At 53.1% G+C, this 26196-nt stretch carries 29 protein-coding genes and 1 pseudogene; 11 read left to right on the top strand and 19 right to left on the bottom strand.

Annotated elements, in window-relative coordinates:
- Positions 1–32: 32 nt before the first annotated feature.
- Positions 33–479 carry a hypothetical protein gene (locus ACT3TY_RS15655; protein ID WP_172118319.1) on the top strand — a complete coding sequence of 149 codons (447 nt, stop codon included), beginning with the start codon at positions 33–35 and terminating at the stop codon, positions 477–479.
- Positions 480–482: 3 nt separating this feature from the next.
- On the opposite strand, the gene ACT3TY_RS15650 is transcribed toward ACT3TY_RS15655, so the two are convergent.
- The 12 genes from ACT3TY_RS15650 to ACT3TY_RS15595 form a co-directional block, all read right to left on the bottom strand.
- Positions 483–1205: a SanA/YdcF family protein gene (locus ACT3TY_RS15650; protein ID WP_193055125.1), complete on the bottom strand. Its 723-nt coding sequence runs from the start codon at positions 1203–1205 to the stop codon at positions 483–485.
- An 18-nt stretch (positions 1206–1223) separates the two neighbouring features.
- Positions 1224–1793, bottom strand: a complete 570-nt coding sequence (sufT, locus tag ACT3TY_RS15645) for a putative Fe-S cluster assembly protein SufT (RefSeq protein ID WP_172118354.1) — start codon at positions 1791–1793, stop codon at positions 1224–1226.
- Positions 1794–1819: 26 nt separating this feature from the next.
- Positions 1820–3085, bottom strand: coding sequence for a SufS family cysteine desulfurase (locus ACT3TY_RS15640; protein WP_441679219.1), 1266 nt, complete (start codon positions 3083–3085; stop codon positions 1820–1822).
- A 27-nt stretch (positions 3086–3112) separates the two neighbouring features.
- Positions 3113–4456 carry a Fe-S cluster assembly protein SufD gene (gene sufD / locus ACT3TY_RS15635; protein ID WP_444628853.1) on the bottom strand — a complete coding sequence of 448 codons (1344 nt, stop codon included), beginning with the start codon at positions 4454–4456 and terminating at the stop codon, positions 3113–3115.
- The gene (sufC, locus tag ACT3TY_RS15630) at positions 4453–5202 is read right to left on the bottom strand and encodes a Fe-S cluster assembly ATPase SufC (RefSeq protein WP_172118323.1); all 750 of its coding nucleotides are present in this window, start codon (positions 5200–5202) and stop codon (positions 4453–4455) included. Before sufC ends, sufD begins: the two co-directional genes overlap by 4 nt.
- A gap of 79 nt (positions 5203–5281) precedes the next feature.
- Positions 5282–6724 carry a Fe-S cluster assembly protein SufB gene (gene sufB, locus ACT3TY_RS15625; protein WP_172118324.1) on the bottom strand — a complete coding sequence of 481 codons (1443 nt, stop codon included), beginning with the start codon at positions 6722–6724 and terminating at the stop codon, positions 5282–5284.
- Between the two features lie 112 nt (positions 6725–6836).
- Positions 6837–7301, bottom strand: a complete 465-nt coding sequence (locus tag ACT3TY_RS15620; protein WP_441679217.1) for an SUF system Fe-S cluster assembly regulator — start codon at positions 7299–7301, stop codon at positions 6837–6839.
- 253 nt (positions 7302–7554) lie between these two features.
- Complete coding sequence (locus ACT3TY_RS15615) at positions 7555–7896, bottom strand: zinc ribbon domain-containing protein YjdM (protein WP_172118326.1); 342 nt, start codon at positions 7894–7896, stop codon at positions 7555–7557.
- Positions 7897–7973: 77 nt separating this feature from the next.
- Positions 7974–8450 (bottom strand): YbhB/YbcL family Raf kinase inhibitor-like protein, encoded by a 477-nt coding sequence (locus tag ACT3TY_RS15610; RefSeq protein WP_441679216.1) that lies wholly within the window; start codon positions 8448–8450, stop codon positions 7974–7976.
- 66 nt (positions 8451–8516) lie between these two features.
- The gene (locus ACT3TY_RS15605; protein WP_444628852.1) at positions 8517–9053 is read right to left on the bottom strand and encodes a hypothetical protein; all 537 of its coding nucleotides are present in this window, start codon (positions 9051–9053) and stop codon (positions 8517–8519) included.
- 40 nt (positions 9054–9093) lie between these two features.
- Positions 9094–9465: a thiol-disulfide oxidoreductase DCC family protein gene (locus tag ACT3TY_RS15600; RefSeq protein WP_444628851.1), complete on the bottom strand. Its 372-nt coding sequence runs from the start codon at positions 9463–9465 to the stop codon at positions 9094–9096.
- Between the two features lie 60 nt (positions 9466–9525).
- The gene (locus ACT3TY_RS15595; protein WP_172118329.1) at positions 9526–9741 is read right to left on the bottom strand and encodes a hypervirulence associated TUDOR domain-containing protein; all 216 of its coding nucleotides are present in this window, start codon (positions 9739–9741) and stop codon (positions 9526–9528) included.
- A 234-nt stretch (positions 9742–9975) separates the two neighbouring features.
- Here ACT3TY_RS15595 and ACT3TY_RS15590 point away from each other — a divergent pair.
- A pseudogene (locus ACT3TY_RS15590) lies at positions 9976–10447 on the top strand (flavodoxin family protein).
- A gap of 53 nt (positions 10448–10500) precedes the next feature.
- Here ACT3TY_RS15590 and fadA read toward each other — a convergent pair.
- Positions 10501–11679 carry an acetyl-CoA C-acyltransferase FadA gene (gene fadA / locus ACT3TY_RS15585; RefSeq protein ID WP_172118331.1) on the bottom strand — a complete coding sequence of 393 codons (1179 nt, stop codon included), beginning with the start codon at positions 11677–11679 and terminating at the stop codon, positions 10501–10503.
- Positions 11680–11703: 24 nt separating this feature from the next.
- Positions 11704–13881 carry a fatty acid oxidation complex subunit alpha FadB gene (gene fadB / locus ACT3TY_RS15580; RefSeq protein WP_444628850.1) on the bottom strand — a complete coding sequence of 726 codons (2178 nt, stop codon included), beginning with the start codon at positions 13879–13881 and terminating at the stop codon, positions 11704–11706.
- 299 nt (positions 13882–14180) lie between these two features.
- Here fadB and ACT3TY_RS15575 point away from each other — a divergent pair, with 299 nt between their 5' ends.
- On the top strand, positions 14181–15335 hold the full coding sequence (locus tag ACT3TY_RS15575) for a DUF5924 family protein (RefSeq protein WP_172118355.1): 1155 nt from the start codon (positions 14181–14183) through the stop codon (positions 15333–15335).
- Positions 15336–15409: 74 nt separating this feature from the next.
- Complete coding sequence (gene slyA, locus ACT3TY_RS15570; protein ID WP_172118333.1) at positions 15410–15862, top strand: transcriptional regulator SlyA; 453 nt, start codon at positions 15410–15412, stop codon at positions 15860–15862.
- Between the two features lie 8 nt (positions 15863–15870).
- On the opposite strand, the gene ACT3TY_RS15565 is transcribed toward slyA, so the two are convergent.
- Entirely contained in the window at positions 15871–16410 is a 540-nt protein-coding gene (locus ACT3TY_RS15565) for a preprotein translocase subunit YajC (RefSeq protein ID WP_444622496.1), read from the bottom strand.
- A gap of 148 nt (positions 16411–16558) precedes the next feature.
- Between ACT3TY_RS15565 and ACT3TY_RS15560 the strand changes: the two genes are divergently transcribed.
- Entirely contained in the window at positions 16559–17011 is a 453-nt protein-coding gene (locus tag ACT3TY_RS15560; RefSeq protein WP_087111656.1) for a universal stress protein, read from the top strand.
- Between the two features lie 114 nt (positions 17012–17125).
- On the opposite strand, the gene ACT3TY_RS15555 is transcribed toward ACT3TY_RS15560, so the two are convergent.
- On the bottom strand, positions 17126–19045 hold the full coding sequence (locus ACT3TY_RS15555; RefSeq protein ID WP_172118336.1) for an ATP-binding cassette domain-containing protein: 1920 nt from the start codon (positions 19043–19045) through the stop codon (positions 17126–17128).
- Between the two features lie 133 nt (positions 19046–19178).
- Between ACT3TY_RS15555 and ACT3TY_RS15550 the strand changes: the two genes are divergently transcribed.
- Both ACT3TY_RS15550 and ACT3TY_RS15545 read left to right on the top strand, forming a co-directional pair.
- Positions 19179–20030 carry a TatD family hydrolase gene (locus ACT3TY_RS15550; RefSeq protein WP_444628849.1) on the top strand — a complete coding sequence of 284 codons (852 nt, stop codon included), beginning with the start codon at positions 19179–19181 and terminating at the stop codon, positions 20028–20030.
- A 13-nt stretch (positions 20031–20043) separates the two neighbouring features.
- Positions 20044–20523 (top strand): hypothetical protein, encoded by a 480-nt coding sequence (locus ACT3TY_RS15545; protein ID WP_172118338.1) that lies wholly within the window; start codon positions 20044–20046, stop codon positions 20521–20523.
- On the opposite strand, the gene ACT3TY_RS15540 is transcribed toward ACT3TY_RS15545, so the two are convergent.
- Positions 20520–21104, bottom strand: coding sequence for an elongation factor P hydroxylase (locus ACT3TY_RS15540; protein ID WP_444628848.1), 585 nt, complete (start codon positions 21102–21104; stop codon positions 20520–20522). The genes ACT3TY_RS15545 and ACT3TY_RS15540 overlap by 4 nt on opposite strands.
- 139 nt (positions 21105–21243) lie before the next feature.
- Here ACT3TY_RS15540 and ACT3TY_RS15535 point away from each other — a divergent pair, with 139 nt between their 5' ends.
- From ACT3TY_RS15535 to ACT3TY_RS15525, 3 genes are all read left to right on the top strand, one after another.
- A complete protein-coding gene (locus ACT3TY_RS15535; RefSeq protein WP_444628847.1) occupies positions 21244–22662 on the top strand; it encodes an MATE family efflux transporter in 1419 nt (472 codons plus the stop codon).
- Between the two features lie 3 nt (positions 22663–22665).
- Positions 22666–23559: a DUF3080 family protein gene (locus ACT3TY_RS15530; protein WP_441679208.1), complete on the top strand. Its 894-nt coding sequence runs from the start codon at positions 22666–22668 to the stop codon at positions 23557–23559.
- 109 nt (positions 23560–23668) lie between these two features.
- Positions 23669–24364, top strand: coding sequence for a hypothetical protein (locus tag ACT3TY_RS15525; protein WP_441679207.1), 696 nt, complete (start codon positions 23669–23671; stop codon positions 24362–24364).
- Positions 24365–24452: 88 nt separating this feature from the next.
- On the opposite strand, the gene tusA is transcribed toward ACT3TY_RS15525, so the two are convergent.
- On the bottom strand, positions 24453–24704 hold the full coding sequence (gene tusA, locus ACT3TY_RS15520; protein WP_087111670.1) for a sulfurtransferase TusA: 252 nt from the start codon (positions 24702–24704) through the stop codon (positions 24453–24455).
- Positions 24705–24733: 29 nt separating this feature from the next.
- On the opposite strand from tusA, the gene ACT3TY_RS15515 reads away from it, so the two are divergent.
- Positions 24734–25021 (top strand): antibiotic biosynthesis monooxygenase family protein, encoded by a 288-nt coding sequence (locus ACT3TY_RS15515; RefSeq protein WP_087111672.1) that lies wholly within the window; start codon positions 24734–24736, stop codon positions 25019–25021.
- A gap of 4 nt (positions 25022–25025) precedes the next feature.
- On the opposite strand, the gene rlmM is transcribed toward ACT3TY_RS15515, so the two are convergent.
- Positions 25026–26096: a 23S rRNA (cytidine(2498)-2'-O)-methyltransferase RlmM gene (gene rlmM, locus ACT3TY_RS15510; RefSeq protein ID WP_441679206.1), complete on the bottom strand. Its 1071-nt coding sequence runs from the start codon at positions 26094–26096 to the stop codon at positions 25026–25028.
- Positions 26097–26196 lie beyond the last annotated feature (100 nt).

Here is a 26196-nt window from a genome sequence, read left to right as displayed (position 1 = left end):
ACAATCTGCGTCACCGAAGGAGGTAGACGCTCATGTTTCTCGACAATCGCCAAGTGGCGATGGACAGTGTGTTAGAAGCGCTGGCCGACAGCATTGATTATTTCCAGGACAATATCGAACGCCTGCGCCCCTCGCTGCGTGATGCGCTGAAGCCGCACTATACAGCGCGCTTAAAGCAGATGCGCTCTCTCCAGGAACTTGCACGAGCACATTTAAAGATGCTGCCGCGAGATGCTGACGTTGAACGCGATGATTTTTTATGGCTATGGAGCCGTCTAAAAAGCTTTGTGGGCAACGATAGCCAGGTATTAATCAACGAGCTGTTAGAGCAAGAGCGAGTTTTGATGCAGGCACTATCTACCCTGTTTACCCACCCGCTACCCGACCCTATTGAGCCGGTGGTGGATGAGTGCATGCAGGGGTGCCGTAAGCTTATTCGCGAGCTTTATACGCTGCAAAAACGTAAAGCAAAGCGCTAAGCTCTATAAAACTTGTTCTGGTTCCAGCCTATCAAGCGTCGGCGCAGTGAATGGCACGACGTTTTGAAGCTCAATGGGTTCGGGTGGGCCCAGAAAGTAAGGCTGCCGATTCCATATATAGATATCGCCCAGCGTCGCAACTCGCGCCAACCATTCGCGCGCTCTCAAACGCCACTCATCGGCTGCAGGGTTCTCTTCTGCAACGCATCCCGTTACATCCAACCCAAGTGCGCGACCAATAAATATCGCGCGCGGCAAATGCCAGCTTTGGGTCACCAAAAGCGCCTGCTCAAGCTGAAAAACGTCGCGGGCTCGCGCCAGCGTATCGTAGGTACTAAACCCCGCAAAATCCATGGTGAGCTGCTCGGCAGGTACGCCTCGTCGATGCAAATCACGCCACATGGCACGCGGCTCGTTATACGCTTGGGTACGATTATCCCCCGACAGCAACAAATGAGACACGCGCTGCTCATTGGCAAGCAGGGCTGACGTACGCATGCGGGCATGAAAATGCGGGTTACGTAGACCACTGCGAGTCCAGTGGGAGGTGCCAAATACAATCCCTACATCCGCAGGGCGACACTCAAGCACTTGGCTTTCGATGTAGCGTGCCGTGCTACCTACTACCCATAAATTACCGCCTACAAATAGCAATGCCGCCAGCAGCAATAACGCTCCTAGCGACATTAGCAGGCGTTTGATCCACCTTAGCAAGACGCTGTGCATCCGGCTATCCTGAGGCGCTTAGAACATGCCAAGCTCAAGTTTCGCCTCGTCGCTCATCATGTCACGGTTCCAGGAGGGGCTGAACACAATCTCGGTATGGACCTTGCTAATCTGGGGCGCTCCGAGAATTTTATTACGTGCATCTGCCGCAATGACATCCCCCATCCCACAGCCAGGAGCGGTCAGCGTCATACGGATCGTCACGACCTGCTCGCCCGTAATCAGCCGCTCAATACGGCACCCATACACCAGCCCGAGATCCACGATATTAACCGGGATTTCCGGATCAAAGCAGGTCCGTAGTTGGTCCCATACAAACTGCTCTATTTCTTCCTCGCTGGCATTTTCGTGCAGGGTCGGGCGCGGTAACGCCTCAAGCCCCAAGGCATCTAAATTGCGCCCCTCTATGAGATAGAGGCGCCCTTCAAAGCCAACACTGACCGAGCTGCCCTTGGCTTGCATCACGCTAACAACGCTATCTTCCGCCAGGATATCCGTTTTCCCAAAGGGAATCGCAATAGCTTCCACGTCACGCTGAAGTGGCAATTTCTGGCCCCGCTCAAGGCTCGCGATTTGCTCGATGTCCATAGCTTTCTCGTTACTCATAGATTGCCTTAACGCACCATGCCAATAACGCGATTGAGAGCGGCAATAAACACCTCCACTTCTTCGAGGGTATTATACGCCGCAAACGATGCTCGGCACGTAGCATCCACGCCAAAGTGTTGAAGCAGCGGCTGCGCACAGTGATTACCGGTACGAATGGCGACGCCTAACTGATCGATCAACAGACCAATATCCTGGGAGTGTGCACCGTCAACAACAAACGATAGCACCCCGGCTTTGTGCGGCGCGGTTCCCACAATCCGCAATCCATCAATGCGCTTTACGCCTTGAGTAGCATGTTCAAGCAACACCCCTTCCCACTCTCCAATCGCCGCGACGCCAACACCTTCGATCCACTCAAGTGCGCGGCCCAAGGCAATGACTTCAGCAATGGCGGGGGTGCCTGCCTCAAACTTATGCGGAATATCCGCAAAGGTAGTGCCAACGTCAAAGGAGACCGTCTTGATCATCTCACCACCGCCTTGCCAGGGCGGCATGGATTCAAGCAGTGCCTGCTTACCGTAAAGTACGCCGACGCCTGTTGGCCCGTAAACCTTGTGGCCAGAGAAGGCGTAAAAATCGGCATCAATCGCTTGTACATCCACTTCCTGATGAGGTGCCGCCTGCGCGCCGTCAATTAGAATGACCGCACCATGCTGGTGGGCAAGTGCCGCCATCTCTTTTACCGGATTAATGGTTCCCAGTGCGTTAGACACATGGTTCACGGCGACCAATTTAGTGCGCTCGCTTAACAGCGCACGGTAAGCCGCCATATCCAGCGCCCCCGTTTCATCCACCGGAATCACTTTAATGGTAAAACCACGCTCAGCCGCCAATAGCTGCCACGGTACAATATTGGAGTGATGCTCAAGCAGTGAGATCAATACTTCATCACCTGCTGCCAGGTGGGTACGACCCCATGATTGAGCCACCAGATTAATGGCTTCCGACGTGCCACGCGTGAAGATAATCTGGCGCGCCTCTTCAGCATTGAGAAACGCTTTAACACGCTGGCGTGTGTTTTCATACGCCACCGTCGCCTCATCGGCCAGCGTATGCAGGCCACGGTGAATATTCGCGTTATAGCGCGAGTAGTAATCGCTAAACACGTCTATTACCTGCTGAGGCGTCTGGCTGGTGGCAGCGTTATCCAAATAGACCAGCGGCTTACCATGCACTTCCCGACGAAGGATCGGGAAGTCATTGCGTAGTGCCAGAACGTCAAAAGGTGCCTGGCCATTCGCTGTCGCTTTCTCAAGTACCGTAGACGACATTCATCACTCCTTAGTAGGCCGTAGAACTTAGTCGTTGAGCGCGACGGCCGTTTCTACCAGGCCAGCCAGGTTAAAGCGTTCCGGCAATTTACCGGCAACCGCAAGCTCTACGCGCTCAGCGACTTCATCCAGCGTCACTTTATCCAGCACTTCACCGGCAAAGGCCAGGGTCAACAGCCCCCGCGCCGTCGCCTCATCGATACCACGCGTACGCAGCGCGTAAATAGCCTCTTCATCCAGCTGACCGGTCGTGGTGCCGTGAGAGCACTTCACATCGTCGGCATAAATTTCCAGCTCAGGCTTGGCATCAATCTGGGCGCGGTCAGACAGCAGCAGGTTCTGGTTGCTCTGAAAGCCTTCAATCTTCTGGCTATCGCGCTTAACGTACACCTTGCCATTAAACACGCCATGCGCACGGTCATCCAGGATGCCTTTGTAGTTCTCATTGGAGAACGTCAAGGGCGCGTTATGATTGACCTTGGTGTGGTTGTCCACATGTTGACGACCCTGACCGAAGAACAGGCCAAAGAAGTTGGTTTCGGCCCCCTGACCATTAAGGTCACTGATCAGGTCGTTACGCACCAGCGCACCACCCAGATTCAGGTTATACGAGGTGTAACGGCTATCGCGCCCCTGCTCAACATGCATGCTGGCAATATGCATGTCGTTAAGCGGTGCTTCCTGAAGCTTGTAGTGGTTCAGGATAGCGCCGCGGTCCAACATAAATTCGCCCACAATGTTGGTGAAGTTGGCTGCGTCCTGATCGCCACAATAGTGCTCAATCAACGTGGCTTCACTGCGACCACCCGCCTCAACCAGAATACGTGGATGGCTCATCACCGGCGCACTGCTCGCCTTGGAGAGAAACTGCAGCACGATAGGCTTATCGACCACCGTACCCGGCGCGATACGCACCACAGCGCCTTCTTCCATAAACGCGGTATTCAAGGCTGCGAAGGGAGAGAAATCCACGCCTGTTAAGCGGCCAAGTGGGCCACCCACCGCTTCGTGATTTTCAGCAAGCGCTTTTGACAGTGGCATAACATGAACGCTCTGGGGCAGTGCGTCGATATCCGACAGCGCCGGGGCGTAAACACTATCAACAAACGTTAACCGATAAGCCGCGACAGGTAGCGTTAACGCTGCTGCCTGAGCGGGTGAGTAGTCGCCATTATCGGCCAGTGTAAAGTTACCCTGAGCGATGGTGCGAACATCGGTATATTTCCACTCTTCGTCACGGCGCGTGGGAAAGCCCAGCGCTTCAAAGCGAGCAGCGCCCGCTTGGCGACGCGCGGCAATCCACGACGGCTCCGTTTCGCGCTGCTGGCTACGCGCTTTTAGCGTGTCCAGAAAGGTTTGCGTATCGCTCATGCCACAGACTCCTCAATACCTTCGTATCCGTTAGCCTCTAGCTCTTTGGCAAGCTCGGCATCACCGGTTTTAACAATACGGCCGTCAACCAGGACGTGGACTTTATCAGGAACGATATAGTCAAGCAGGCGCTGATAGTGGGTTACCAACAGAATCGCGCGCTCTTCGGCACGCAGGCTGTTAACACCGTCGGCGACCACTTTCATGGCGTCGATATCAAGGCCGGAGTCGATCTCATCCAGCATGGCGAGTTTAGGCTGAAGCACCAGCATTTGGAGAATTTCGTTGCGCTTTTTCTCGCCGCCAGAGAAGCCTTCGTTAACCGCGCGCTGCAGAAAGCTGGCATCCATTTTCATAGAGCCAAGCTTCTCTTTTACCAGCTTCATAAACTCAGGCGCTGGCATATCTTCTTCACCGCGCGCCTTGCGCTGGGCGTTCAGCGCTGACTTCAACAGGTAAATATTCTTTACCCCCGGAATCTCAACCGGGTACTGGAAACCCAACAGCAGGCCTGCCTGGGCGCGCTCTTCAATTTCCATCTCAAGTACGTCTTTACCTTCAAAGGTGATGCTGCCCTGGGTGACTTCATAGCCATCTTTACCAGCAATCACCGCTGATAGGGTTGATTTACCCGCGCCGTTAGGCCCCATGATGGCGTGTACTTCACCGGCGTTGATGGTCAAGGTAAGCCCTTTAAGGATCTGCTTGTCTTCAACGGTGACGTGTAAATCAGTTACTTGCAACATAGTCATAAACCTTCTAATTCTGGCGAGTCGCTGGCGCGACGCGTATCAAAGTAATGTGTACGGCAATCCGGCTAAACGATTAGCCTACCGCGCCTTCCAATGTCACGTTCAAGAGCGCTTCAGCCTCTACCGCGAACTCCATCGGTAGCTCCTGGAAAACATCTTTACAGAAACCGTTAACAATCATACTGACCGCATCTTCCTCGGAAATACCCCGGCTCCGGCAGTAGAACAGCTGATCTTCACCAATTTTTGAGGTGGTGGCTTCATGCTCAATCGTTGCCGTGCTGTTACCGATTTCCTGATACGGGAAGGTGTGAGCGCCACACTTGTCGCCAATCAGCAGCGAATCACACTGCGTGAAGTTACGCGCGCCTTTGGCACGCGGGCCAATTTTCACCAGGCCGCGATAGGACTGGTCGCTCTTACCTGCCGAAATACCTTTGGCCACGATATAGGAACGCGTGCCTTCACCAATGTGAATCATCTTGGTACCGGTATCGGCCTGCTGGCGCCCGTTAGTAACGGCAACGGAGTAGAACTCACCAATGCTGTCTTTACCGCGCAGCACGCAGGAAGGATATTTCCAGGTAATGGCCGAGCCGGTTTCAACTTGGGTCCAGCTAATGCGTGAACGCGCGCCACGGCAGTCGCCACGTTTGGTCACGAAGTTATAGATGCCGCCCTTGCCGTTCTCATCACCGGGGTACCAGTTCTGGACGGTAGAGTATTTGATGTAGGCATCATCTAATGCGACAAGCTCAACAACGGCCGCGTGCAGCTGGTTCTCATCGCGCATCGGCGCGGTGCAACCTTCCAGATAAGAAACCTGAGCACGGTTTTCGCAAATGATCAGCGTACGCTCAAACTGGCCGGTATTGGCCGCATTGATACGGAAGTACGTCGATAGCTCCATCGGGCAGGTAACGCCTTCAGGAACAAATACGAACGAGCCGTCGGTAAACACGGCTGAGTTAAGCGCGGCAAAGTAGTTATCGGCCACCGGCACGACGGTACCCAAATACTGCTTGATCAGCTCGGGATAATCGCGGATTGCCTCAGAAATGGAGCAGAAGATAACACCGGCTTCAGCCAGTTCCTTTTTAAAGGTCGTCGTTACGGATACTGAATCGAATACCGCATCAACTGCAACGCCGGCAAGCGCCGCCCGCTCGTGTAGTGGAATACCCAGTTTTTCGTAGGTTTCCAGCAGCTTGGGATCTACTTCGTCGAGGCTTTGCGGGCCATCTTCGGGGCGCTTGGGCGCACTGAAGTAGGAAATCGCTTGGTAGTCGATAGGCGGATAATCAAGATGCGCCCAGGAAGGCTCTTTCATGGCCAACCACTGGCGGTAAGCGTCAAGACGCCACTCAAGCATCCACTCCGGCTCACCCTTCTTCTTGGAGATAAACGCGATGGTATTTTCGTCTAGACCAGGTGGAAGCGTGTCGCTTTCAATATCGGTTACAAAGCCATCTTTGTATTCGCGACGAACCAACTGTTCCATTTCTTCGGTTGCCATGGTGTTACCCTCCGGGCAGTTGGTGGCGAGCACCGCTCGCCGTCAATTATAAATAAATGCGTATCAACGCTGATCGGGATTTGCGTATGTTCAGAACCCTGTATATCCAGAGCTATGCAGATACCGCCGATAGATTGATACTTTGAATTGGTAATTGTACGGGTAGCTTGAGAGGCGATGATGCCGCCAAATGGGCTAACGTTACGCTTTCAAGCAGGGTACTAATCGCGAGCGATACACGCTGCCAATTGTCGGCCACACCACACGTTGCGACCAACTCGCACTCTCCTTGGGCATGGCTACACTCGGTCATCGCGACAGGGCCTTCAATCGCCGCAATAATATCCGCTGCGGTAATTTGTGACGCGGGCCTGGCAAGCCGGTAACCGCCTTGCGCCCCTCGCTGTGACGCTAAAAGCCCCGCTCGGACCAACATCTTAAGCGTTTTGCTTACCGTTGGGTGCGGTAGCTGTACGTCTTCCGCCAAGTCTGCAGCCGTATGCGATGCCTCTGGGTGACGCGCAATTTGTGCCATCACAACAGCGGCGTAATCTGTCAGCCGAGAAAGCTTGAGCATAGCGACTCCCGTTAGCCAGCAAATCATCAGGCTGGCTTGCGTGTTAATTGGGTACCATTTTAGTCCTGTATAAAATCGATGTGAAGCCCTATTGCCCAATTCTTGGCAAATTGCGTCAAGTTCTGGCACGTTCGCCGCCGTTACCATCAAAAACAACAATCATTATCATTTAAGAATTTTATTGGCTATCCCACAAAAAAGCCTATCCACCAGGGATAGGCTTGTTATGGCTCAGCACCTGATTAACTGAGCATCAGGCTTTTTTAACGAATTCAGATTTAAGCTTCATGGGGCCAATGCCATCAACTTTACAGTCGATATCATGATCACCTTCAACAATACGAATACTCTTAACCTTCGTGCCGACCTTAACAACCAACGAGCTGCCTTTGACCTTTAAATCTTTAATGACGGTCACACTATCGCCGTCAAAAAGGGGGTTGCCGTTCGCATCGCGTACGCTGGGAATATCGTCAGGGGCATCGGCATCCGCCGTTTTCGACCACTCATTACCACATTCCGGGCAGACGTACTGCAAGCCGTCATCGTAAGTGAACGTTGAGGCGCAGGCAGGACAATTAGGTAATTCGTTCATCAATGGCTCCATCACAAAAACCAGCAAAGCGATGGAGCCTACACCGGTTAGGCAAAATGCTCCAGTCCAAGGGGGCATTAGCCCCGCTGGTAGGTGCCTACAAGCCGGTCAATTCCCAATACGTGCGGCTCTACCTTCTCAAATAGCGCCGCGACACTTAGACCTTTTGGCAGATCCATTGACTGATCCAAAGCAAGCACTAAAAAGTAGTAAAGGTGCTTACCATGCCCTTCTGGGGGCATAGGACCGCCGTAGCCCTGCTTGTCGAAGTCGTTATTGCCACAAGTGCCCAGCTGAGTGTTTTCATCCAGCCCGGCAATATCGCCGGGCAGGTTATAAAGGGTCCAGTGAACAAACCCGTAGCGGCCATCTTTTACCAGCGGCGCATCGGGGTCGTGGCAAATAACCGCAAACCCTTTTGTACCTTCAGGTACGTTATGCCACTCAAGAGGAGGCGATAGATCATCGCCCTCCCCGGTATAGCGGGCAGGAATCGCCTGATGCTGCTCAAAAGCGGTGCTGGTGACTTCCATTGATGACAGAGCAAATGCCATAAGTTTCTCCCTGGTTAGCCAATCACTATGTCTACAGAGTGGTAGTAAATATCCAAGGCATCAACGTTAATTCAGATAACCCGCGTTGCGTTGCCACCACTGCTGCGCAATTACCACATTTTCTGCGTTGCTCTCGGGGCTTAGCACGGAGGGTAGCTGCACATAATTCCCACCGGTTTTAGACGTTAGCAGCGGATCTTGTGTTGCCAGTTGAAGCGCGTAAAGCACCAGCATTTGTTCGTACTCATCCTGGGTATTCAAGCGCGCATACAAAAGTGGCACTGCGGGTAAGCCAATATCACCTAACCGCTCGGCGGCAATATAAAAGGTGCGGCGGTTATCCTGGTCGCCGTAATAGGAAACGAAGCGGCGATCAGAAAGCCGGCTCACATAGTAAGCGGCCTCTTCTTCAGGGCTCATGTACAGCGGCGGCACCCAGTCAGTCGCCGATACACTGCTGGCACTTGCAACGGGTGCTGCCTGAACAGGCTCATCATTCGTTTGAGATGCGGTCGATGTCGCCCTGTGTTGCTTGCCTGCACACCCTGCCAATAGCACGCTCCCAAGTAGCAGGACACATAACATGTTTTGCTTTATTTTCATGTTTCCTATGGGCTCCCCATGCAAATTACCACCATCATTTTTAAGACCAGCGACCCTGCTGCTTTAAGCGTCGTTTTACCCAGCCATCATAGAGCTTCCTTAACCCTGGTTTAATCACCGGCAGGCCGATCAACCACGCAACCGGGTGTAAAAAGACAACCCGAGTCATTAACAGGCGATAGGCATCAATGCCTTCTACTATATCCCCATCAGCCCGCTCAACATGCAGCGACTTTAACGCAGTATCAGGTTCTATACCCTTCTCTTGCAGTGTATGCCGGTGCTCACTGACATCACACCAACGAATATCGCTTGCCCCCTCTCCTGCCCAATGCTCATAACGCTGCCTGTCTTTGCGGCAGCGGGGACAAACCGCATCGTAGTAGACCTTAATTGTGTTGTCAGTGGGCATATAATACTCGGAGCGGACATTGAGGGGTTAAGTGTGGCACGTCGACGGCACGACGCAACGCTAGTGATCCATCAGAGTAAGCGCGGCGTCTTTATGCATCGCAACATGATCGGTTTTGTCGCTTTTGATTTCATACTGCGGCTCCTCCTCACTGGCATAACGGTGATGACCTTTGTAGGTCGTATCCTGCGTATGTACGCGAGTGATATGCCCGCTTACATAGCCAGCCTCTGAGTTCCATTTTACGTGATCGCCCACCTTGAAGCGCTTAGCCATTCTTCACTCCTATTGTTTTCTACCTCTATCGTTCTCCACCCCTATCACTCCCCATCCCTATCAGAATTTGGTTCACTGAACCTTAAGTGTAGATGTACTCACTCATAGCGCTAAGTATTCACCTGCGACGACACATAAGAGCCAGGTTGCTACCCTAGCATCCGGTAGACGCGCCACTTTAAAGAATGGCTGTTTGCCTTTGCGTGTCCTTACTTCATTAGACAAGAGGCTGCCATGGCGGAATGCAAAAAACTGCTGATCATTGCACATGCACCTTCCGAGAACACACAAAAGATGCTGGAGGCTGTGGTGCACGGCGCGTCCCACCCTGACGTGGAAAAGGTGGTGGTAACATCGCTCACCCCGCTTGAAACACAACCGGACGATATTCTTTCAGCCGATGCGATTATTCTCGGCACCACTGAAAACCTGGGCTATATGGCAGGGTTAGTGAAGGACGTATTTGATCGATGCTACTACGCCTGCCTTGATAAAACCGAAGGTTTACCGTTCGCGTTTTATATTCGGGCAGGCCACGATGGCACCGGCACTCAGCGTGGCATTGAGAGCATTACCACCGGGCTGCGCTGGCGACTCATACAAGGAGCCACTTATTTGCCGGGGCGACTTTCAGGCAGGTTTTATCGAGCAATGCGAGGAGCTGGGGCTATCTGTGGCTGCCAGCTTGGAGGCTGGGATTATTTAAGGCGAAAAAAAACGACACCTTGATAGGTGCCGTTTATCAGTGCATAAGGCTGGTTACTTCAAGCGCTCAAATACCGTCGCAACCCCTTGCCCCATACCAATACACATGGTGGCCAGGCCCAACGTGGTGTCGCGCTGTTGCATAACGTTGAGCAGCGTGGTGCTGATGCGTGAGCCGGAACAACCTAGTGGGTGGCCCAAGGCAATCGCGCCACCGTTTAAGTTAACCTTTTCGTCCATGGCATCCAAAAAGCCCAGGTCTTTTAATACAGGCAGACTTTGCGCTGCAAAGGCTTCGTTAAGCTCGACAGTCTGGATATCATCCGACGAAAGGCCTGCGGCTTTCAGCGCCTTTTTAGAAGCTGGCACCGGGCCATAGCCCATAATCGATGCATCGCACCCAGCCACACCGGTAGAAAGCACTTTAGCAATAGGCTCAAGCCCCAACGCCTGGGCGCGCTCATAGCTCATGATCGCCATGGCGGAAGCGCCCACGGAAAGCGCGGACGACGTGCCTGCCGAGACGGTACCGCTACGCGGATCAAACACCGGCTTAAGCTGGGCCATGGACTCAAAGCTTGCATCAGAGCGGATCACTTCATCGCTCTTGAACAGCACTTTAAAGCCGCGCTGGTCATGGCCTTCAACACCGACAATCTCGTTATCGAAGTAGCCTTTCTCCATTGCTGCCTGAGCACGCTGGTGCGAACGCACGCCAAACCGGTCCTGATCTTCCCGCGTAATACCGTGCATCTTACCTAGTAGCTCGGCGGTCAGCCCCATCATCATGGAGGCTTTAGCGGCGTATTTACTAATCGCAGGGTTTACATCAACCCCATGCGCCATGGGCACATGTTCCATGTGCTCTACACCACCAATGATGTAGAAATCGCCCATGCCCGCTTTGATATTCGCCGCCGCAATATGCAGCGCAGTCATGGAGGAGCCACACAGACGGTTAACGGTTTGAGCCGGTACCGAGCGTGGAATGCCGGTCATGATCGCCGCGTTGCGGGCAATGTTCATGGCTTGTTCAAGGGTCTGGTTCACGCAGCCCCAAATTACATCATCTACTTCTGAAGGGTCTAGATTGGGATTACGGGTAAACAACGCCTGCATGACAGCAGCGGACAGGTTTTCCGCACGAACGTTACGAAATGCGCCATGCTTGGCTTTTGCCATGGCGGTACGTACACCGTCGACCACCACGATATCTCTGGGATTCAAACTCATCTTATTTCTCCTGTTCGCGGTGACTTAGGCCTGACCGGGGGCGGGATAAAACTGGTCATTGTTCTTCGCCATTTGGCGCAGCTTTTCAGTCGGCGCGTAAAGCGGGCCGAGCTCTGCCGCTAACGCTTCCGCCAGTTTGACGAACTCCGCCACGCCCATGGCGTCGATATAGCGCAGCGCGCCACCGCGGAAAGGCGGGAAACCAATACCGTAAATCAGCGCCATATCCGCTTCGGCAGGCGTATCAACAATATTGTCTTCCAGACAACGAACCGTCTCCATGCAGAGCGGCACCATCATGCGGGCAATAATATCCTCGTCGGAGAACTCTTTTTTGTCGCTAACCACTTCCTCGATTAACGCGTAGGCCTGCTCATCCGTTACTTTTTTGGGCTTGCCTTTTTTATCCTCTTCATAGGCATAAAAACCCTTGGCGTTTTTCTGGCCCAGACGCTCGTTTTCGTACATCACCTGGATTGCCGTTTTGCCTTCACGCGCCATGCGGTCCGGGAAGCCTTCCGCCATGACGTCATTAGCGTGAACCGCCGTATCCATACCGACCACATCCAGCAGGTAAGCAGGCCCCATCGGCCAGCCAAACTTCTCCATGACCTTATCAACACGCTGGAAGTCGGCACCCTGCTCGACCAGGAAGCTGAAGCCGCCGAAATAGGGGAACAGCACACGGTTTACTAAAAAGCCGGGGCAGTCATTCACCACAATGGGCGTTTTCCCCATGGCACGAGCATAAGCCACCGTCGCCGCAACGGCTGCGTCAGAGGTTTTTTCACCGCGAATAACTTCAACCAGCGGCATGCGATGCACAGGGTTAAAAAAGTGCATGCCACAGAAATTTTCAGGGCGCTTCAGATTCTGAGCCAAGCGGTTAATCGAAATGGTCGATGTGTTGGAGGTCAGGATCGTATTCTCTCCTACCATCTCTTCGACTTCGCTGAGCACCGCACCTTTTACCTTGGGATTTTCAACAACCGCTTCAACCACCAAATCAACATTGCCGAAGTCGCCGTAGGAGAGCGTGGGGCGAATATTGGTCAGCTTTTCTGCCATTTGCTCACTGGTGAGTTTTTTACGCTCAACCTGCTTGGCGAATAGTTTACGGGACTCTTTCAGGCCCAGTTCAATGGCTTCATCCTTGATGTCTTTCATCAAGATAGGCGTGCCTTTAGAGGCGCTTTGGTAAGCAATACCACCGCCCATTATACCGGCACCCAACACGGCCGTTTGCTTAACAGGCTGCGCCTGCTTTTCATACTTGCTGGCTTTCTTTTTGACGACCTGGTCGTTCATAAACAGACCGACCAGGTTAAACGCCACGCTGCTTAACGCAAGCTTGGCAAAGGCTTTCGCCTCAATGGCCTGGGCGCGACTGCGCTCTTCACCCGCACCTTTTTGAATAACCTTGATAGCTTCAATAGGCGCTGGATAGTGAGGGCCCGCTTTGCCGGCGACATACCCTTTGGCCGTCTCAAACGCCATCATTTGTTCGATAGCATTGAGCTTTAAGGGGCCTTTTTTCTCTGCCCGGCGCGCCTGGTAATCAAGCTCGCCAGCGTTAGCGCGGTCGAGTATGTCTAGCGCCGCCTCCTCTAGCTGCTCGGGCGTGACCACGGCATCGACAGCGCCGACTTTTAGCGCCGCATCGGCGCGGTTTTCAGTGCCACCGGCAATCCATTCAATCGCATTGTCAGCGCCAATCAAGCGTGGCAAGCGTACACAACCACCCCAGCCCGGCAAAATGCCCAGTTTGGTTTCCGGAAGTCCAATTTTAGCTTTTTCGCTCATCACGCGAAAATCAGTGGTGAGCAGCACTTCGCACCCGCCACCCAAGGCAAGGCCATTAATAGCGGCAACGGTTGGAAAAGGGAGATCTTCAATCGCATTAAATATCTCGTGCACCTTGAGGTTCATCTCTTCAAGGTACGCTTCACCTTTAGTGAACAGGCTATGAAACTCGGTGATATCCGCCCCGACAATGAACGCGTCTTTGCCGCTGCCAATCATCAGGCCCTGCAAGTCATCTACCGCCTGAAGAGCGCTAACGGCCTCTCCCAGCTCGGTAACAACAGCGCTGGAAAGCTTATTAACGGACTCATCTTTTAAATCAAAAATAAGCCGCGCGATGTGATGGCCACTCAGGGTGTCACGACGCTCCACCGTGATGGCATTGCCTTGATAGATCATCCGTGCTCTCTCCACAGGTTTGAACTGGCGCTCCTGTCAGCAGACTCTTGCAGCAAGTTTTAGCGACAAGTTCCTGGCTGGTTCGTCAGCATTTCATACGGTCGTTTGATAGCGTTAGCTTGGTTGAGTTATCCAACAACGTCAAGCCCTGACTTTTGGCTAATCCCTGCCAGGAAGTACACTTTCTCATCACCTAAATATTCCGTTATTAAGGACACATTAAGACGATTACCTACTGGGCATCGACTTTTTTCAGAAACCCATGGATCATGATTTTTTTCACTATGGGTCATATATTCATGGGCGCCCTATTAACACCGACGCGCATAAAAGCCATTCAGCACTTTACCGAACGCTTAGTGGAGCGCATTAAACCCTGGAGCTGGCTATGGCCGCCCATGGCATTTTCGGCGGGAGTAGGCAGTTTTTTTCTGGTCGACCGTCAGCAGTGGCTAGGTGCGGCGCTAGCGCTGGGGCTGCTATTTACCTGGACGTTGCTGCTTTCTGAAAGTTTAATTGGCCGCTGGCTGGCCAAGCGCGGCCACCCTACCCTGCACCGTGGCGCCACTACGTTTATTGCCCAAATGATTCACCAGGAGACGCTGTTTTTTACCCTTCCGTTCATTTTAATTACGACGGTATGGAACAGCGGACAAACGCTATTTGCTCTCCTGGTCATTGGCATGGCGCTGTTATCAATTATCGACCCGCTTTATTACAAGGTAGCTGGCCGCTGGCGCAGTCTCTATTTTATTTTCCATGCGCTGTGCGTTTTTTTGGTGATGCTGGTAACGCTACCGATCATGCTCCATCTCACGACCGGACAAAGCCTTTTATTAGCAATGTCCTTGATGGTACTGGTAGCGCTTCCCAGCTTTTGGCATTTACTCAAGCAGCGCTCGTTAAAACGCTGGTGCCTATTTCTAGGGCTAACGCTTGCACTTGCGTATGCTGCCTGGATAGGCCGTATTTGGGTGCCGCCCGCAAGCCTTTGGTTGACCAGCAGTGCGCTCTCCCCTTCGCTTGATATTCAGCAGCGAGAACCGCAGGGTTCCATTGCGCTGACGCCGGATGCTATTCGTGAAAACGGCCTTTATGTGTATACCGCGATCCGTGCCCCACGAGGATTAAGCGAAACTATTTACCACGCCTGGCGTCACAACGGTGAACCGTTAGATACCGTCCGGCTGGACATTAGTGGTGGGCGTGAACAGGGTTATCGGGCATGGAGTCATAAGCTTAACTTTCCTGCTGACCCATCAGGTGACTGGCGAATAGATATCATGACTGATAGTGGTCAACGCGTGGGGCTGATTCGTTTTACGGTATCGGAAGACTTACAAAAGGCCTCTAAAGCCGATAGCGCTATTCGCGCCAGCGGTTTAAGCAGACTTGATTTGCGTCGTTTTGTGCCAGGAAGCAGTGAACGTTCTGACACGCCGACAAGCGACTAAGTCCGCCTATGGCTTGCAATCCAAGCCATAGCTAATGACAATCTATCCTCCCACTTTTTGGTAGCGAGTTGCCCATGGCTTCATCGATTGGTTTTCGTCTTGCACGCCTGCCGCATTTGTGGCGCTCAATTTTGGATCGTAGGCTCGCTCCTTTGGGACTTACCCAAACGCGCTGGGTCACGCTTTATCATATCTGGCGCTTGGGTGAAGGACATCCCCAGTGCGACCTGGCGCGAGTGATTGGTGTTGAGGCCCCTTCACTTGTTCGTACACTGGGCCAACTTGAGGAACAGGGTCTGGTTGAGCGACGCGCTTGTGATAGTGACCGGCGCAGCAAGCGTATTTACCTTACGCCAGCAGCAATGCCGCTTTTAGAAAAAATTGATGCGGTGGCTACCCAAGTCCGTGAAGAGTTCTTTGTCGGGCTTGGTGAGCGTGAGCTTGAACAGCTCAATGAATGGCTGTCAATAATTGAATCAAACGGGCTAGCCATTCAAGCACGCGAGCAAGACCCCCCTACTGCTTAGATGCTCACCTAGCGGTGATGCGCACCGTTTCGATTATCCAACGGCTTGCCTAGCGGCTGGTCCGACAAACCGCTTAGCGCGCCCTTTAATTGCTTTACGTCTGCAAGATAAGTGGAGAAACGCTCGGCGGTTTGCGACTCCCACCACCAAAGCGTTAGCGCATAAGGCGTCGATTCAATCACAAGTGCATCCTGAGGCAACCGCTCCAGGAGTGCTTTTAACGGCGCACTGGCACTTTCAGGTAAATCGCGCAACGGTGCAATACGCCAACGCCAGCCAGCATAATAGGGCTCTAGTGCGGCACTGGCATTGCTGTCCCGTAGCAGCACAAAGTCCGGGCCTGGCGCATCCTGAGGATAGTGCCAACGATAAGCGGGCATGGTGCCCCTAAAATGGTGCAGCGGGGGTTTTTCCATTTTAACACTGACCCCTTGTTGCTTAGCACCGTTACGCAACGCCATTTGCCTTACCTGACGCGGGCTTGGCTTGAGCCACATGACCGGCGCCATCACAAATAACAATACAAAAATGATAATTAACCATACCATCACTGCTTCCACCCTATTTCAGTCGTACGCTGTTAACACGTTAAAAAAACCATGACGCAGATCGTTGTTAAGATTGTCCATGCAGCTTAAAGTAAAGGTTATCTAACAAAGTTTGCTTCTTTGTTAATTATCGCCAAGGAGATAAGCCATGAGCTATCACCATATTCTGGTTGCCGTTGACCTAACAAAAGATTCTCACAAGGTACTAGAGCGCGCGATCGTTATCGCTGAGCGCAACAATGGTGCCAAAATCTCCATTATGCATACCCTTGAGCCTTTGGGTTTCGCCTATGGAGGTGATATCCCGATGGACCTTACCAGCATTCAAGACCAATTGGATGAGCATGCCAAGCAGCGCCTGGCAGAAATTGCGACCCCTCATATCGACAAGGCCGACCAGCACGTAGTGGTGGGCATGCCCGACACGGAAATTCATCGCTTCGCGGATGAACATAACGTTGATTTGATTGTGGTTGGCTCCCACGGAAGACACGGCTTTGCCCTGCTACTGGGTTCAACGTCAACAGGCGTGCTGCACGGCGCGCAGTGTGATGTACTCGCCGTACGGGTTGGCAAAAAGGGCGAGAGCAGCGACGAATAGGTATACGCGCTTATTCTCGGCGCCTGACTTGCATATCGAACGCTTCTGTTCAAAAAGCTACTATCCCCAAAGGCACCGACCAGGCGCCTTTGGGAACATACACTTGAGTTTCCGCTATTCGCCGTTGGCCATGGCTTCAAGCTCCATCCAGCGTTCCATGGCGGCTTCAAGCGCCTGCTGAGCATGCTCTAGCTCTTGTAGTTTCGCTGTTACCGCGCTGGCCTCCTGCTGATAAAACGCGGGATCGCCTACCACTTGCTCCAGCGCTTCGACATTGGCTTCAAGCCGCTCGATGTCGGCAGGCAATGCATCCAGTTCGCGCTGAAACTTATAGGAGAGCTTGACGGTTTTTTTAGCGGGTTCTTCAGGTGCCTTCTCAGGTGCTTTTTCTACCGCCGCGCTGGTGGGCTCGGTTTGTTGACGCGCCGCGCCTTCCCAAGGGGCAGGCGGTAGCTTACCGCCCTGACGTATCCAGTCGGTGTAACCGCCCACGTATTCACGGACAACGCCTTCGCCTTCAAAAGCCAGCATGCTGGTCACCACGTTGTCCATAAAGGTTCGGTCGTGGGAAACCAGTAACAGCGTACCGTCAAAGTCCAGCAACAGCTCTTCAAGCAGCTCCAGGGTTTCCATATCCAGGTCGTTGGTCGGCTCATCAAGCACCAACACATTGGCAGGCTGGGTAAACAGCTTGGCCAAGAGCAGACGATTAGACTCCCCGCCCGACAGTGCTTTTACAGGCTGACGCACGCGGTCAGGCGTAAACAGGAAATCCTGCAGGTAGCTCATGACATGGCGATCCTTGCCACCGACGCTGACTCGGTCACTGCCTTGAGCCACGTTGTCATAAACCGTTTTTTCCAGTTCAAGTCCTGCGCGCAGCTGGTCAAAATAGGCCACTTTAAGGTTCGTGCCTAGCTGTACACTGCCTTCGGTCGGTGCTAGCTCACCCAACAGAATTTTAAGTAGCGTTGTTTTGCCCGCGCCATTGCGCCCGAGAAAACCAATACGGTCGCCGCGCACGACTTCCAGGTTCACATTCCGCAGAATAACGTCGTTACCAAAGCGCTGAGTCACCCCTTTAAGCTCAACTACCCGCTTACCGGTACGCTCACCACTATCAACGGTCAGGTTAGCAGTGCCTTGGCGTTCACGGCGCTGACTGCGCTCGTCGCGCATGGCTTCTAGAGCACGTACCCGCCCCTCATTACGGGTACGGCGCGCTTTAACCCCTTGGCGTATCCAGGTCTCTTCCTGCGCCAGCTTTTTGTCGAACTCGGCATTTTCCCGCGCTTCAACTTCAAGCTCGTGCTGCTTGCGCGCCTGAAACTCTTCGTATTTGCCCGGGTAGCGGCCCAGCTTGCCACGATCAAGCTCAAGAATATTAGTCGCCAGCCTGGAAAGAAACGCCCGGTCGTGGGTAATCAACAGCACCGCACCATTAAAAGCCAGAAGCTGCTCTTCAAGCCATGCAATGGTGTCCAGGTCCAAATGGTTGGTCGGTTCATCAAGCAGAAGTAAATCAGGCTCAGACACCAGCGCTCGCGCTAACGCGACCCGGCGACGCCAGCCGCCTGAAAGAGAACTCATCTCAGTTTCAGGAGGAAGCCCCAGCCGCGTTAGCACAACATCAATACGCTGATGGAACGACCAGCCATCAATCGCTTCGATGCGGGTTTGCAACGTCGCCATGCGATTCATGTCCGGGTCGGGATCGTTGATCAAGTGCTGATATTCAGACAGCAGCTCGCCCGCTTCAGGCAGACCCTGTGCGACCATGTCGAAAATAGTCATGCCCGATGACTCAGGTAACTCCTGAGCCAACACCCCAATTTTCAAGCCCGGCGCTCGCCAAACCGAGCCGTCATCTGCCTGAATATCACCCGCCACTAATTTTAAAAGCGTAGATTTACCGGTGCCGTTGCGCCCGACCAGCGCCAGCCGCTCGCCTTTTTCGACCGTAAGGTCAGCGCGGTTCAACAGTACTTGGGTGCCGTAGGCAAGTTGCAGCTGTTCGAGTCGTAACAAGGTCACGCAGTATCCTCCATCGTCGTGAGGCGCACAGTGTAACGCATGGACAGCAGTAGAGGGGAAGCTTCGCGCATTAGTCGATACGTGTGCTTAGCGTTACAATACTGGTTTGCTATTTTCGACGAAGGAGTAACGCTTGGCTTCATCGGCAGTCGATAACGTTTTACCTGAAGCGCTTCAATTTCGCCCTACGTCTCCGTTGGTCGATATTGGCGCTAATTTGACGCACGAAAGCTTTGATCGTGATCTTGATGACGTCATCGCGCGGGCTCATGCTGCTCATGTTAATACAATGATTGTCACGGGCACGGACCTGGCGCACGCCGAGCAGGCGATAGCCCTTTCCGGACAATATCCCGGCCTTTTCGCAACGGCGGGCATTCATCCGCATGATGCCAGTTGCTGGAATGCAGAACTGGCCAACAAGATGAAAGCCTTGCACGCACATCCGAAGGTAGTCGCCGTTGGCGAATGCGGGCTGGATTTCAATCGCAATTTTTCGACGCCTGCCGAGCAAGAGCATGCGTTTGAAGCGCAGTTGGCACTAGCTGCTGAAAGCGGCCTGCCGCTTTTTCTACATGAGCGCGATGCAGGCGTACGAATGCGCGAAATACTGGCCGCTTGGCGCGATGATATCAGCGACGCGGTTGTGCACTGCTTTACCGCTGACCGCGATACGCTGCACGGCTATCTGGACCTGGATATACATATTGGCCTGACCGGCTGGATTTGCGATGAGCGTCGCGGCCATCACTTGCGCCCGCTGGTTAACGATATTCCGCTGGAGCGCTTGATGGTGGAGACCGACTGCCCTTACCTGCTGCCCCGCAATCTACCCGCTAAACTCAAAGGGCGCCGCCATGAGCCAGCGCTTCTGCCGTGGATCGTAAAAGAAATTGCCCAGTGGCGCGGCATCAGCGAAGCTGAACTAGGTAGCGCCACGACGCAAACTGCACAGCGCTTTTTCCGCCTGCCTACAGAATCTTGAAAGGAGTACGAGCGTGGCCGATTACCCAGGATTTATTGCCATTGAAACGGGCGAAGAAGATGGCCTCCCCCTTGCCATAGCCTGGTCATTGCCCGATGGACGCGTTAAGGAAACCTTGATCCAACCAGACGATAGCTGGATCAAGGAAGATACCAATGCCATGGGCGCTTACAGCATCGAGGAACTTGAGAGCCTGGGCGTTAGCCCCCTTGAGGTGATTCGCGAGCTGGAAAACGATTACTTCTCCGCCACTCTCTATACCAGCGACAATGGTGAGGACGAGGCGGCGCTGGCGCGTCTATTTGATACGTATGGGTTGGACCCTTTTGTAGAACTGGCGCCGGCATCGGTGCTCTACCCGTCTATCACACCGGGTGAATGGCACCGCCAGCGACGTGAGACATTCAGCGAGCTGGGCCTGGAGCCCATGCGCCCCGAACATGAGCTTGAGGTCATGCTGTCCTTGCACCAGCGCTTAACCGAAACGGATTAAGCATTAGCAGCCACAGGCGCTTGACCCAAGACCGCTTGGCCTTGGGTAATCGCAGCGGCTAGTGGCTCTTTGCGCTGATAAAACGACGTCAACGCCACATAAAGGGCGTTGGCGCGCGTGGGCAGGCCTTCTTGTAAATAGCGCTGCTTTCGGGCGTTTACCTTCTCCGCAAATGCGTCACGATCGACGTCAACATCGCCCCCCAGGTTGTCCACGCTGACATGAAAGATGCGTCCACACGCGTCAGCAAACAGTGACTCCAACGCCTGAGGGGCAATTTCGGCTTGCTCAAAAGCGCTCTGCTCCTGGGCATTACGCCCATCGGGCAAATACCAGTAGCCATAATCTTCCAACTGACGGCGCTTGGCACCAGCAATACACCAGTGGCTAATTTCATGCAGGGCGCTGGCATAAAACCCACGGGCAAAGATAATCTGATGATAAGGCGCTTCCTTGCTTGCCGGTCGATAAAGCGGCTCATCTTCACCCCGCACTAATCGGGTTTGATAGCGCGGCATAAAAATGCCGTCAAAGAGTGCCGTAATATCCTCAAGTAACCATTTGTTATCTGTGTGAACCACAATATCCTCGTTATTTAAGGCCTTTTTGCCTAGTATAACGGCCCTCGTTAGGTAGGCTGAAGTCTAAACGGCAAAAACCAGCGACTCCTGCTAATCTAGCGGCGTTTTATAGATTACTTTACTAACGGAGAGCCTTTCCTTGGCCCGCTTTGCTGACGATATCAAAACCACCTATTGGCCAGAAACCCGTGCCTTAATTTTATTGGCGCTGCCTATTTGTGGCGCGCAGCTTGCCCAGGCAGGCATGGGGGTAGTCGATGTCATGATGACGGGACGCTTTAACGCTACGTCGCTGGCAGCGGTCTCAGTAGGTACCAGTTTATGGGCGCCCTTGATGCTCTTTATGACGGGCACGCTCATGGGGCTTACCCCTATTGTCGCTTATCACCTCGGCGGACAGCGAAGCAATGCCATTCGCCCTGCGGTTCATCAAGGATTATGGGTGGCCTTGGTTCTAGGCATTATCGCCGCGATTCTGCTTAGAACCAGCGTCATGCCCATTTTCGAATTAATGGATGTACCGGCTCAAGTCGCTCAAGAATCAGCTGCTTATCTTTCAGCGGTGGCGTTCGGTATGCCCGGTATTGCCCTCTTTCAAGCATTACGCGCGTTTTCGGATGGCATGAACCATACGCGGCCATCATTGTGGATCAGTGTCATCGGTTTGCTCGTGAATATTCCGGCCAACTACCTGCTGATCTACGGCGGCGACGGGCTGGTCAGTTTGTTGGGTAGCGGCGTTCCCGATATTCTGCAACAAATTCCGGCCATGGGTGCCTTTGGCTGTGGGATCGCGACGGCTATCTCCATGTGGACCATGATGTTAATCATGCTGCTGTATACTCGCCGAGGGCATGCTTACCAAAACGTGTCGCTATGGCACCGTTTTACGCCTCCACAGCTGGCAGGCATTAAAGAGCTGATTTTTGTAGGCATGCCGATTGGCGTGGCCATTTTTGTTGAGGTGACCCTGTTCACCTTGATCGCCCTGTTTGTTGCCAGCCTGGGTGAGATAACCGTAGGTGCTCACCAAATCGCGCTCAGCTTTACCTCTATTCTGTTTATGCTGCCGCTTTCATTGAGCATGGCATTAACGGTACGCGTGGGTAATACCCTCGGCCAGCATCGCCTGACACTGGCTCGCCAGGTCGCATGGAATGGTGTGGTGGTGAGCATACTGATTGCGGCGTTTAACAGCCTCTTTTTGTGGCTAACTGCCAAGCCGGTGATTGCCTTGTATACCTCGAACCCTGAGATACAGGCGCTGACCCTTACCCTCATTGCCCTTGCGGTCATCTTCCAGCTCTCTGATTCGCTTCAGGTGAACCTGGCAGGCGCGCTACGAGGGTATAAGGACACCCGCATCGTCATGGTCATTACAGTGCTTTCCTACTGGCTTGTAGGCCTTGGAGGCGGTTACTGGTTAGGTGTGCATGGTGCAAGCGGTCTAACCGAGCCTTTAGGTGTTCATGGGTACTGGATAGGCTTGATTGCAGGGCTAAGCACCGCCGCACTGTTGTTGGCCTGGCGTTTAAAATGGATTAGCCGACAGGGGTGAGAAGTGACAAATCAGTGGCTTCTCTTCGTTATGTTCACGGCAATGTCGATTTTGGCAGGCTGCAGCGATCATGAGGCGGAGCAGCCATGGGTCGCCTATCATCATCAGTTGACCGAAGACCTGTCCTCGCCTCCGCTCGAGCGCACAGAAGTATCCAACATAGGGGCATTTCCAGAACGCCAAGAAAGGCTGATTGAGGTAGCTGAAACCCGCGATGGCATACTCAATATTTACGCGTTGCGCGAGTGTCACATCACGTCGCTGATTGCAGCCCGCAACAATCAGCTTGGCCGGGTTGCACCGCCCAGCCAGCACTGGCTTTACGAGCGTGAGTTATGGCAACGCTTGGCGGCATGCCAGGAAAGCGATGTCCCTGACCGGTTAAGCGAGCGCGATAAAGAGCGCCTTGAGCAGCTTACTGCTCTGAAAACAGCCCAACTACCCGCTGTTAGCTGGAATGCTATTTTCGATTCTGATGAGTGGGTAAAAAGCTTCTCTCGGGCAAGCCAACCGCTAGCGATGAGTGATTTTCCAGCGATTGCGCAGCAGCTTGCCGCTGTCGATTATTTGCAGCAGATGGTAGATAGCCAGTTTAGCCAAGCATGGCAGCAAGACGCCAGCGAGCACTTAACCCAGCATGATCCACACCATGAAGCGTGTTTAACAGCGTGGGACACTGAAGCCCTGAACCTCCTTGAAGCTAACGCGCAACAGTGGCTACTCGCTATCAACAGGCTGATAAACAGCCAAAGCGTTGCCTTTCCAGAAGCGGTACGTGTTTACCAAACGCAATGGCTCTCGCTTGATAACGCACAAGCGCCTTGGCAGCAGTATCAGCAGGCCAAAACGCACCACTTATCGCTTAGAGAAATGCACTCAGCCTGTTTAAGCGATTAAATATTCGCCTCCCTCTTAACCTTATGGGCAACCTGTGCTATTGGTGAAGGATGCGGTAAACATTTCTTGCTTACCAATGTCGTGGCCACGCAGCATTAGGAGGGACATCATGGGCGTATCCCAGTCACCCCGCTCTGCCCAGGTCATCGACCTGGATACCGTGCGCCTGCGTCAGCAGGCGCAAAAAAGTTTGGTTCGTTTAGCGCCCGAGTTAGACGGGTTGGAAATGGTATACCAGCTCGCTGCGAGCCCCGATTCCTATTTTGGCATGCCCATTCTGGCCTGGGGCTTAAGAGCCGATGGCCATGTTGTTGGGTTAGTGCCCTGGATGGAAACACTAACCGCCTGCCAAGAGGTGGATAGCCAAGAAAACAGCTATTTTGTTGGCTATCGCGATCCAGAAACAGAAGAGATCTTTGAGTCACCGCCCGATCACAAATATTACGAGCTAACGGCTGCCGCTGACTATTTTGAGTATGAAGCGTCGGGAGACGTTACGCTCATCCAGCAAATTCCCGATACCCTGGGCACTCATGCGTTGTGCATGAATCACCCCAATGCACCGTGGCATATGAAACCCGTTTACGGATGGCGCTTGTACAGCGATGGCTCTATTGATGCCTTACTTGCTGATGAAGAAAAGGCCACAATGACACCCATTCTGTTGGGTGATAAGTGCCTCTACAGTGCACGCTCCTGTCACCCGAGCGTTTATTACTTTCAGCGCCATATCGCTAACCGTATCCTTGAGGAAGATCCCGCTACTCTTGAGACATTAGCCATGATGGTCGTGCCAGGCGATTAACGTACGAGGCGGCACACCTGTTTAATTATGCGCACCGTGCGAGGCTATTCACCATTGGTCGATTTTTGCCGCGCACGACTGCACATCTTTACGCTAAGCGTATAAAGTAAACGTAGCTTTCTGCTGATTCACTGCGGTCGACAAGCTCATGACCCAAAAATTGACAAAATTTAGGTACATCACGCGTGGTAGCAGGGTCTGTTGCCACAACTTTAAGCACTTGACCTGAACTCATATCACGCACTTTGTTGTGCATCAGCATGATAGGTTCAGGACAATAAAGCCCTGTGGTGTCCAGAACGGTGTCGTAGTGGGGTGAGGCATCAGTCGTGTCAGCCATTCATATCCTCGGTTTAGGAACTAGATAGCATGATTAAAGTTATCATCGAACGGCGTATTATGCCTGGCCTTGAAGATGAGTATGAACAGGCCGCACGCGAAGTCATGCGTGTTTCGCTCGGTGTCAGAGGCTTTGTCAGCGGTGAAACGCTGGCACAACAAGGCCATACGGATCGACGCTTGATGATTACCAAATGGCGCGATTTACGCGCCTGGAAAGAGTGGCACGCCAGCGATGCGCGTGCCACTGCGATGCAACGTATTTTACCGCTATTAACAGAAGACGAGACGATCCGCATCTATGAAGCGGGCTATTAACACCTTAGTGGGTTAGCCTTACGTGCACAGTCACTTCTTCCCGGTCGTGATAAAGGTGCCTGCAGTTTATGTGGGCACCAACACCCGCGTTTTTAAGCGCTTCTTCCAATGTTTCCAAACAGCGCGTTACTTCATCCCAACGTTTCTTCATGGGTAGTTTGAGGTTAAAAATAGCCTCTCTACACCATTTACGCGTTAGCCAACGCTCGACCATCGCCAGCACCCGTACGGGCTTATCCACGATGTCACATACCAGCCAATCCAAACGCTGAGGCGGCTCCCAGGTAAAGCCATCTTCTTTAAGGTGATCAATTTGCCCAGTGGCCATTAGCTGCTTATCCATTGGCCCATTATCAATGGCATAAACGTACATGCCCCGCTGCACCAACTGCCATGTCCATCCACCGGGCGCGGCTCCTAGATCTGCTGCCTGCATATGCGCACTCAAGCGCTCCTCCCACTCTTCGCGTGGGATAAACTCATGCCATGCTTCTTCCAGTTTAAGCGTAGAGCGGCTTGGTGCACGCGAAGGGAAGCGCAACCGACGAATACCGTTAAGCAGCTCGCTACGATTACCGGGAAAACTTATTCCTAGCTGGGCGCGATCACCATTGGTCCAAAAAATATGTAACCGACGCCCACCTGCCTTGCCGCGTAGCGCACCGCGTTTTTTCAACATGCTTTGCAACGGCTTGGTAAGGGCTTTGATCAGGCCAACCAGCGCCTTGCCATCATTAGTATCGGGCGTTTCATGCCAGATTTCTTCAAAACTCCAGCCGCTAGCTTTAACCTGCTCTAAAATAGCGGTTAATCGATCATCTCGTGACAAGGTGAGTGCTGGTAAGGCCGCCAGGCTTTGACGAGCGAAAATAAGTCTTTTAAAAGCCGCCCGCCGGTGCAAGTCATTAACGGGTTCATCGTCTGTTCGCGTTAGGCTGACCCACCCTTCCCCATAAGCAGGTTCACAGGGTACCCCTTGGTGCTTTGCATGGTGCTGCATTTCTGACAACGCATCATGTTCAAAACCAGGGCGGCAGTAAACTAACCACGATGTCGGTACCGTTTCACTCACCACTTCACCTCAAATTGCGTCTATCACCTAAAGTGACAGCCGGTTGATATAGTCGCTGGGGACGCATCATACCATTAACACGTGTGCTTTATTTTCTTCCACG

Origin of the sequence: Halomonas sp. AOP22-C1-8 (genome assembly GCF_052378905.1) — a bacterium.
In the GTDB taxonomy this organism is placed as follows: domain Bacteria; phylum Pseudomonadota; class Gammaproteobacteria; order Pseudomonadales; family Halomonadaceae; genus Vreelandella; species Vreelandella citrativorans.
This window is presented reverse-complemented; position numbering and strand designations above follow the sequence as displayed.